The following is a 4,830-nucleotide window of genomic DNA, read 5'->3' on the forward strand; positions in this document are numbered from 1 at the left end:
GAAGGATTGGAATACGGTGATTATGAGGACTGCCAGTTCTGCGAACACGAGCAGATACGCTATGTTCACATCCTCGCACATCCGGAATACTCCGACACAATCAGGGTCGGGTGTGTGTGTGCCTGCAATCTGACCAATGATTATGTGGAACCCAAGCGCCGGGAACGCCTGCTGCGAAACCGGACGGCGCGGAGAAGTCGATTCCCGAACCGCAGATCGTGGCGAGTCAATCGCCAAGGCGGTAAGACCATCAAATTGGACAATCATCGCATTACCGTTGGGCTAAAGAGGGGGCGTTACAGAGTTTGGATCGACGGAGAGGAAGGCACCCTATACTACGATGATGAGAGGGGAGCGATGCTCCGTGCCTACGACCGTGTTCAAAAAACTGACCGTTGCCCTTGAACCAATGCCAGCAAGTACGCAGCTTCACGCAAGTCGTCCGAATGCCGCTAGTCAAAAGGTCAGCACGCGTACTATACTCGTCGTCCCCCCACGTGTGAGGGCGAAGGACAGTCCGGCATTTTTGCCGGCTGGCCGCAGCGGCCGACTTCACGCGTTTGGTCATTGGCCGAGGGCGGTTAGCCCGGTTCCGGCATGACCTTTGTCCGTAAGTCGATCAAGTCCTTGTCGCTGGAGGAAAACGCGTGAAGTCGGGCGTTGAGCCCGAACACGTGGGGGCACCCGTCTCACGGCCCTGGCGGCATTTTCGCCGCTCAGTGAAGCCGCGTAATCGTCATTTCAAGCGATAGCGATCCGCCGCGATTTTTTCGCGCACCCCTACATACCATGTAAATAGGGGTGAAGGGAGGGGCTCACGCACGTCGCACATTATTATTTTCACGACATGGGCGGAGAAAATGGCTTCAAATCTGGATTTCGGACATGACGTGTCTTTGATGAAAACATCAGTCGCCCGTAGTTTCTGGGTGGTGTCCTTGACGCTGCTGTGACAAAAAAAAGAGCTGCTTTGCAGCAGCCCTATAAGGTCGAAGCCCTTGACGGATTCGTTGTCGTGTGGTGTGACTCAGTGATCAGTGTTGAAACTGGATTTGATCAAGGTCGCGGGCGGAGTGCAGGAGCCTGAGCAGTTCGATTCCATCGTCGATGGGGCGGTAGTAAAAGCAGTATTTGTCGAAAGGATAGCTGCGGCAATGCAGTGTCAATTCAGGTCGCGGGCGGCCCAGTGTGTTCCACTTGGCGAGGTAGTTGAGTTTTTCCCGAAACCGCTGAATGAGCCGGTCGGCTTGCAGTTCGCTGTCTTCAGCGATGTAGTCCCAGATGTCCCGGATGTCGGTGAGTGAGTCTGATGAATAAACGATCTGCGGCATGGAAGGCATTAAGCTGATTTCCGGGCCGCATGGGCGCGATGACGATCAGCAAGGAAAGCATCCCAATCAAAGTCACGGATGCCTTCACCACGGTCGAGCTGATCAGCGGCGTGCTGAACATCTACCCGCAGCGCCGCGAGTTTGGATTCATCCTCAGCCGTGAGGCGCGACTCGACCTGCTCCTTGAACGTCGCGAGCACACTGACGAAAAATTCGTCTGCGTTGTGGTAGGCACCGGAATCGACCGATTTCTGGACGAACTGGTTCAGTTCATCAGGAAGTTGAATGGCTACTTGAGTCATGATGGTTGGATTGTATCAAACCAGGCTCGGTTTGTCGAGGGCTTGAATCAACGAAGCGAATCGTCGTCTCTGACCTGCTGCTCCAGGTGGCGTAGCGCGGTGAGCATGGCTTCCCTAGCCTGCGGCTCGCGTCGGGCCTTGACGGTGGCGATGCATGTGCCCTGTTTGTGAGTCAGGTGAATGACCAGCGCAGTGCGCTGCCGTTTAGACTGGCTGCCGCCTTGCTGGGCAAGGTGTGAGTCGATGCGGTGTCGGATGCTGCGGGTGCTCTCCCCTGCTTTCGCAGCGATAACCAGCTCATCCTGAAGCTTGGTATCACTCACCTGAGCGATACGCTGAGCCATTTCGTAACCGATAGCGGATGTGGTGCGTAGTTCTTCCTGAACGCGTGCTGGCAGCTCCAGAACGCGCAGCATGCCGCTCATCCACTGTTCGCTCTTCCCTACCTGACGGGCGAGTTCACGCTGGGTGGTGACGGCACCTGAGTCGAGCAAGGCGCGTAGGGTCTCGGCCAGCTCCACCGCTCCGATGTTTTCACGCTGAATGTTGGAGATCAAACTTTTGAAACGGCGGTTAATGCTGTCATCCGGTTCACGCACAAGGACTTCGATCTCGGGGAGACCGACTGCCTTGGCGGCACGGAAGCGGCGGTGGCCGGTGAGAATGCGGTAGTGTTCGCCATCCGGGGTGACAGTGATCGGCTCGATGATGCCGTGGCGGCGCACGGACTCGATCATGTCGTCCATGTTGCTGAAGGTTTTGCGTTCGTTGTCGGGGTCTTCGAGAAGTCGGTCAATAGAGACGATGAAGCGGCCTCGCTTGGGCAGTCCGCCAGTCAGGCCGGATTTGACGAGATCGAGGCGGCTTTTGCCTTCGGGTAATTTCATGCTGTTGAGTCGGTGATCGCGTCGAGCTGGGGTTCATCGACTGAACTCACGGCGTCTGCGATCTCCGGGTGGGCGGGTTGCCCGTTAGTGAATAATTCACGCACCTCTTCGACGAGGGCGGCCATGTCCTGAGCTCCTTTGGAAAGCGGGCGGTAATGGAAGATGCTGCCGCCGTTTTCGTCCACCTGAGCCAGCCAGCCGCAGGAGCGTATCTCGCTGCGTGCGGATGCCATGGCGTCATTCTGCATGAGAGTGAGGACACGCTTCCGCAGGCCGGGCAGCCGCGTGAGGTTGCTCAGCACATGAAGGAGGCGGAAGTCGGCGCTGGGCCGGAGTTTGAGCAGGAGCTTGTAAATGCTGGCGTAACTCTTGACGGCCTTTGTGCTCTCAAAGGGCACGATGAAAGCGTCGGCTGGAAAGATGGCATTCTCCATGATCGGCGAGATTTGATTCGGTGAGTCGATGACGATGAAGTCGAAGCGATCCGAGATGTGTTCCTCGGCGATGAGCTGAGTGAGCATTGACGGATAGCCTTCGGTCTGGCTGATCTCGCGTCCGAGGTCTTCTAAGCCATCGGCGCTGGCTACGAAGGACAATCGTTCAAAGCCTGTGGCTTGAATAACATCGCTGAGTGTCTGCTGACGCATGAGCGCGGACACGAGGGTGCCATCGGCGGTGAGTCCGTCCCCTGCGGCGAGCCATTGTGTGACTTGTGCCTGGGGGTCGAGATCCATGAGCAAGACGCGATGACCGTAGCGTGCGAGCCCGCTGGCGACACTCATGGCGATGGTGCTTTTGCCACATCCGCCTTTGGCATTGATAACTGTGATGATTTTCATGCGGTTGGGTTAAGGGCTTGGTTGTTAATGCTGGCATCCCACCGCCAGAAGTCTGGGAGGCCGAAGTACTGCCGGAAAGCGCTGAGGCGCACGCTTTCGACATCGAAGCTGTCGAGGGCCTTCTTCGACCACGGCTTCGGATCGGCAGCGAGGTCGGCCCTCTCGTGCTCGCGCTTGGCGATGAATCGGGCGTATTCCTCGGGCTGGGATTGCTGCATCGCGCTCTCCTGCTCGGTGAGCCAAGCCAGCCATGCTGCACGGTGGGTTTGCTCGTGCTGCTCGCGCAACTGGGTTACGGAAGCGAGCTGGGTATGAAGCCGCTGCTTCTCAACCTTCACGAGGAAAGCGTCACCTAGCTGGCGGATCGCTAGTTGGAGCGATGGAAACGGATTGCGCTGCTCGCGGGCCACTTGCCCCAATGCACGACCCCACTCACCGACGTGGCTTTCGCCAGCGGAAGCACGAGTGAGACGCTGCACAAAATCAGCGGCGATTTGAGCTTCACGCGGCGAAGGCTCATTCACCGGCTCGCCTCGATTGCCGCCATAGGCCGCGTAGAATCCGCGAGCAAACTCCCAGCCTGTGGTGCCCTGAACTTCAGTCGCCCGAAGTTTGGCTGGTTCGGGCCATGCCTGTTCTATCGCCCGGCGTAGCAATCCCGCTGGACTCCGTGCTGGTGCCCGATGCGGCAACCATGCAATCTGCTCCTCAATGGTTTGCCGGGTATGCTCCCGAATCAGCTTTGCGGCGGTTTTTTCGCTAAAGCCGATTGCGACGAGACTATGCGCAAGCTCGGTGTCTGCCGCCGGTTGCCTGTTTATAGTTTCATTTTCTGGTTTCGTTTTAATACTGGTCTGAATTTCCGACTGATCGGCTGGTGCGGAAATCTGACCGATGCTGGTGCGATTTTCTGACTCATCGACTGCTGGTGCGATTTTCTGACCGATACGATAATCCGACCAGCACAAGGCATAGGTGGCGCTGCGTCGCACACCGTAGCGGTGACTGAAAACGCCTTCTTCGACACGGATGATGTAGTTTTTTTCCAACGCAACACGCACAGCTTTGGCGAGATCAGAACGACTGCCAAAGCGTGCATAGTTTTGAATCTGCTGATAGGAGAGGGCAACCTGCTGCCGACGACGGCCATGCTTGGTTTGAAAGCCGATGCTGTGACGGATGACGGAGCCGACGACCTTGATGACAGAGAGGGGTTCGTTTGGGATCACGACATCGAAGAACTCGTTCGGAATGTCTGTGCGATTACCTTCGCCATCAAAGAAGCCTCGGAACTCTGCTGGTCGGGTCGTGTAGGGGGCACTGCTCCAATTCAAGGCATAGCGCGCTGATTGACCGGCATCATGCGCGAGCTTCGGCCTGCCTTCGCGTATGCATCCGATGACATTGCCAGAAAGGGCATCATCGAGAGCGTTGCGGATCATGTCTCGGCTAATGCCCGCCTTGTGCTCCA

The 4,830-nt window shown here is 57.2% G+C and carries 6 protein-coding genes; 1 reads left to right on the forward strand and 5 read right to left on the reverse strand.

The genetic code is table 11. The annotated features are described in order from the left end of the window. Nucleotides 1-405: hypothetical protein (locus PSV43_RS07580; protein ID WP_300195167.1), on the forward strand; the 405-nt coding region annotated here is incomplete at its 5' end. Nucleotides 406-1,034: 629 nt separating this feature from the next. Here the strand turns inward: PSV43_RS07580 and PSV43_RS07585 are convergent. The 5 genes from PSV43_RS07585 to PSV43_RS07605 form a co-directional block, all read right to left on the reverse strand. Beyond that, the gene (locus PSV43_RS07585) at nt 1,035-1,331 is read right to left on the reverse strand and encodes a type II toxin-antitoxin system RelE/ParE family toxin (RefSeq protein WP_300195169.1); all 297 of its coding nucleotides are present in this window, start codon (nt 1,329-1,331) and stop codon (nt 1,035-1,037) included. Between the two features lie 8 nt (nt 1,332-1,339). Continuing rightward, nucleotides 1,340-1,633, reverse strand: coding sequence for a type II toxin-antitoxin system ParD family antitoxin (locus PSV43_RS07590; protein WP_300195171.1), 294 nt, complete (start codon nt 1,631-1,633; stop codon nt 1,340-1,342). A gap of 47 nt (nt 1,634-1,680) precedes the next feature. Beyond that, nucleotides 1,681-2,520 (reverse strand): ParB/RepB/Spo0J family partition protein, encoded by an 840-nt coding sequence (locus PSV43_RS07595; protein ID WP_300195173.1) that lies wholly within the window; start codon nt 2,518-2,520, stop codon nt 1,681-1,683. Further along, nucleotides 2,517-3,359 carry a ParA family protein gene (locus PSV43_RS07600; RefSeq protein WP_300195175.1) on the reverse strand — a complete coding sequence of 281 codons (843 nt, stop codon included), beginning with the start codon at nt 3,357-3,359 and terminating at the stop codon, nt 2,517-2,519. The genes PSV43_RS07595 and PSV43_RS07600 overlap by 4 nt, the downstream gene beginning before the upstream one ends. Further along, the coding region (locus tag PSV43_RS07605; RefSeq protein ID WP_300195177.1) for a hypothetical protein at nt 3,356-4,830 on the reverse strand (1,475 nt) is incomplete at its 5' end. The genes PSV43_RS07605 and PSV43_RS07600, both read right to left, overlap by 4 nt.

It is taken from the genome of Prosthecobacter sp., assembly GCF_029946185.1.
Classification (GTDB): domain Bacteria; phylum Verrucomicrobiota; class Verrucomicrobiia; order Verrucomicrobiales; family Verrucomicrobiaceae; genus Prosthecobacter.

What these genes read in the sequence shown, in the direction of transcription:
- PSV43_RS07595 (WP_300195173.1), bottom strand. Translation starts at nt 2,520, where the DNA reads ATGAAATTACCCGAAGGCAAAAGCCGCCTCGATCTCGTCAAATCCGGC.
- PSV43_RS07585 (WP_300195169.1), bottom strand. Translation starts at nt 1,331, where the DNA reads ATGCCGCAGATCGTTTATTCATCAGACTCACTCACCGACATCCGGGAC.
- PSV43_RS07600 (WP_300195175.1), bottom strand. Translation starts at nt 3,359, where the DNA reads ATGAAAATCATCACAGTTATCAATGCCAAAGGCGGATGTGGCAAAAGC.
- PSV43_RS07590 (WP_300195171.1), bottom strand. Translation starts at nt 1,633, where the DNA reads ATGACTCAAGTAGCCATTCAACTTCCTGATGAACTGAACCAGTTCGTC.